The 3,249-nt window shown below is 74.1% G+C and carries 3 protein-coding genes and 1 pseudogene; 3 read left to right on the top strand and 1 reads right to left on the bottom strand.

What is annotated here, in order from left to right; all coding sequences use genetic code 11:
* Both AB0O00_RS26370 and AB0O00_RS26365 read left to right on the top strand, forming a co-directional pair.
* A pseudogene (locus AB0O00_RS26370) lies at positions 1-336 on the top strand (alpha/beta hydrolase); the annotation flags it as partial.
* 152 nt (positions 337-488) lie between these two features.
* The gene (locus tag AB0O00_RS26365; RefSeq protein ID WP_363655769.1) at positions 489-1,103 is read left to right on the top strand and encodes an RraA family protein; all 615 of its coding nucleotides are present in this window, start codon (positions 489-491) and stop codon (positions 1,101-1,103) included.
* Positions 1,104-1,185: 82 nt separating this feature from the next.
* On the opposite strand, the gene AB0O00_RS26360 is transcribed toward AB0O00_RS26365, so the two are convergent.
* A complete protein-coding gene (locus AB0O00_RS26360; protein WP_363655767.1) occupies positions 1,186-1,767 on the bottom strand; it encodes an ABATE domain-containing protein in 582 nt (193 codons plus the stop codon).
* 106 nt (positions 1,768-1,873) lie between these two features.
* Here AB0O00_RS26360 and AB0O00_RS26355 point away from each other — a divergent pair, with 106 nt between their 5' ends.
* Positions 1,874-3,172 (top strand): MFS transporter, encoded by a 1,299-nt coding sequence (locus AB0O00_RS26355; protein WP_363655765.1) that lies wholly within the window; start codon positions 1,874-1,876, stop codon positions 3,170-3,172.
* Positions 3,173-3,249 lie beyond the last annotated feature (77 nt).

Below are 3,249 nucleotides of genomic sequence, written 5' to 3'. Positions count from 1 at the left end.
TTCGCCGGCAGGCCCGCCCAGATGGTCGATCTCTTGCGCGGCGCGCCGGTGCGGCCGCCCTGCGTGGCGGTCGCCCCGACGCTCGCTTACGACGCCGCGGTGGTGGCCACCGCGGCCGGCGGGTCCGTCCCGGCCGAGGTCCTCGCCGAGGTGGCCGTCCCCGCGCTGGTCCTGGACGGCGGGGCCAGCCCGGAGCTGCTGCGCGCACCGGCCCGCGAGGTCGCGGCGGCGGTGCCGGGCGCCGAGTACCGGACGCTGGCGGACCAGACGCACGAGGTGGCCGCGGAGGTCCTGGCGCCGGTGCTGGCCGAGTTCTTCGCCCGCCCGACCGCCTGACGCACCTCCTGACGCACCGCCTGACGCACCGCCCCGCCTGACGCACCGCCTCGCGCACCGCCTGGCCGCCCGCTCCCAAAGCCGTCGCCATCTGACCGATAATGCGCCGACAGCACCGACCGCACGGTCGAGAACGAACAACGGGGGCACCGATGGACCGGTTCGCGGACATTCCGACCACCACCCTGGCCGACCTGCTCGGCCGCGCCCAGGTCATGGACATCGGCGTCCGCCCGCTGTGGGCGGGCATGCCCCGGGTGGCCGGACCGGCCTTCACCGTCCGGTGCCCACCCGGCGACAACCTGATGCTGCACGCGGCGATCTACCGGGCCGCGCCCGGCGACGTCATCGTCGTCGAGTCGGGCGACCTCGACCACGCCCTCGCCGGCGGCAACGTCTGCGCGGTGGCGCAGCGCCGGGGCGTGGCGGCGTTCGTGGCCGACGGCCTGATCCGCGACCTCGGCGAGGTGCGGGAGGCGGGCTTCCCGGTGTTCGCCCGCGGGGTGATCCCGTTCCCGGGCACGAAGCAGGCGCTCGGTTCGCACGGCGGCGAAGTCCGGTGCGGCGGTGTCCTGGTGGCGGCCGGCGACGTGGTCGTGGCGGACGAGGAGGGCGTCGTCGTGGTGCCCGCCGCCCGGCAGGACGAGACGCTGGCGGCGGCCCGGGCGAAGCTCGCCAAGGAGGCCGCCGAGACGCTGGACGACTGGGAGGCGGCCCACCGCGCGAAGATCGAGAAGGCGCTGGGCGAGGTCGGATTCAACGGCTGACGCTTCACCAACGCCCATACGCCCGTACGCCCGTACGCCCCGGAGAACTCGGCCTCCGGGGCGTGCTGCTTCCCCCGGGACGTCAGGCCGACTGCTCGCGGTGCCGGTGGTAGTGGCGGGCGGCGCGGGCGCGGTTGCCGCAGCCTGGCCCGCACCACTCGCGGCGCGGGTGGTCCTTGACGAAGAACTGGACGCAGCCCGGCCCGTGACAGGCCCGCAGGTCGGCGGCGAGCGGACCGCCGAGCAGGTCGGCTGTGCCGTGGGCGAGTGCGGCGAGTGCGGCCGGGACCCCCTCGCGGCCGCTCCGCTGAATGACAGCGAGGCCGGCACCGGCGGCCGTCAGAACCGGCCAGAGCGGGGCGGCGGCGGACGCCTCGTTGATCCGTTCGACCTCGTCGGCGGGCACCGGCTCCCCTTCGGCGTACGCGCGAAGGACGGCCCGGACCGCGTCGCGCAGCGCCCGGAACGCCGCCAGGTCCGCCTCGTCGGCGGAGAGCCCCGGGGCGTCGGCCTCGGAGGCGAGCCAGTCGGCGAGCTCCTCCGGGGTCCCGACGGTGTCCCGGACCTTGCCCCGGACGGCGACCAGCGTGTTCGCGAACGCGACGGCGAGCGGCAGGCCCGGCGAGGACTGCGGGGCGCGCTCCTGCGCAGTGACAGCAACCATGGACCTAATGCTATCCACCCCTTGCAACCATCAAGTGCAGCTGCCATGATTCTAACGGTTGATCAAGCGACAACCATAAGAATCGACTCGGGGGGAGTACCACCGGATGACCGCCACCGCGATCGGGCCCGGCCCGCAGACCCGTCCGGCAGAACAGCCGGCGACGGCCCGGCTGTGGCACAACCGGGACTTCCTCACGTTCTGGTCCGGCGAGACCCTCTCGCTGCTCGGCAGCCAGGTCACCACGCTCGCCCTGCCGCTCACCGCCGTCATCGCCTTCGACGCCACGCCCGAGCAGGTCGGCCTGCTGCGCTTCCTGCAGCTGGTCCCCTACCTCGGCCTCGCGCTGGTCTTCGGGGTCCTGGTCGACCGGATGCGGCGCAGGCGCGTCATGCTCGTGGCCAACGGCGCCCGGATGGTGCTCGTCGGACTGGTCCCGCTGCTGGCCGCGACCCACCACCTGAACCTGCCGGTACTGCTGACGCTCGCCTGCGCGATCGGCGTCTTCTCGGTGCTGTTCGACGTCAGCTGGATGTCCTTCGTGCCGACCTTGGTGAAGGACCCGAAGCACTACGTCGAGGCCAACCAGAAGCTCGGCGTCACCTCCTCCACCGCGGACGTCGCGGGCCCGGGCCTCGCGGGCCTGCTGATCGGCGCCCTGACCGCGCCGGTCGCCCTGGTCGCGGACGCCTTCTCCTACCTGGTCTCGCTGCTGACCCTGCTGTGGATCCGCACGCCCGAGCCCCGCCCTGAGCCGCCCGCGGCGGGCCGGCACCTCGGACGGGAACTGATCGAGGGCCTGCGCTGGGTCTTCGGCGACCGCATCCTGCGGCCGCTGGCGCTGGTGGGGCCGTTCTGCAACTTCTCGATGATCTCGGTGTGGACGGTGTTCGTCCTGTACGCGGTGCGCGACCAGGGGATGACGCCCACCTGGATCGGCGTGGTGTTCTCCGCCTCCTCGGTCGGCGGCCTGGTCGGCGCGGCCGTATCCGGGCGGGTCATCAAGCGGTTCCGGCTGGGCCTGGTCTACGCGGTCTCGATGGCGGCGATCTTCGCGAGCCCGCTGCTGGTCGCGTTCGCGGACGGCCCGAGGCCCGTGCGGATGGCCCTGTTCGTCGGCTCGTTCTTCGTGGGCTACCTGGGCCTCGGCGTGGCCGGCGTGGTGATGGTCAGCCTGCGCCAGACCCTGACGCCGCAGCCGCTGATGGGCCGGATGAACGCGGCGTTCCGCACCCTGCTGTTCGGCGGCGGCTCGCTGGGCGGCCTGCTCGGCGGTGTCATCGGCGGGGCCCTCGGGCTGCGCCAGGGCCTCGTGGCGATCGCCGTCGGGTCGGCGCTGATGCTCGTCCCGCTGGCCCTGTCGCCGGTCAGCCGGCTGCGCGAACTGCCGCCACCGGCCGCCTGATCCGCATCGCGCCCGGACCACCGGGGTTGCCCGGCCCGCTCGGGGGAGGGGCCGGGCAGCCCCGGTTCGGCGCGGGC

Source organism: Kitasatospora sp. NPDC093558, from assembly GCF_040683475.1.
In the GTDB taxonomy this organism is placed as follows: domain Bacteria; phylum Actinomycetota; class Actinomycetes; order Streptomycetales; family Streptomycetaceae; genus Kitasatospora.
This window is presented reverse-complemented; position numbering and strand designations above follow the sequence as displayed.

What these genes read in the sequence shown, in the direction of transcription:
- AB0O00_RS26360 (WP_363655767.1), bottom strand. Translation starts at nt 1,767, where the DNA reads ATGGTTGCTGTCACTGCGCAGGAGCGCGCCCCGCAGTCCTCGCCGGGC.
- AB0O00_RS26365 (WP_363655769.1), top strand. Translation starts at nt 489, where the DNA reads ATGGACCGGTTCGCGGACATTCCGACCACCACCCTGGCCGACCTGCTC.
- AB0O00_RS26355 (WP_363655765.1), top strand. Translation starts at nt 1,874, where the DNA reads ATGACCGCCACCGCGATCGGGCCCGGCCCGCAGACCCGTCCGGCAGAA.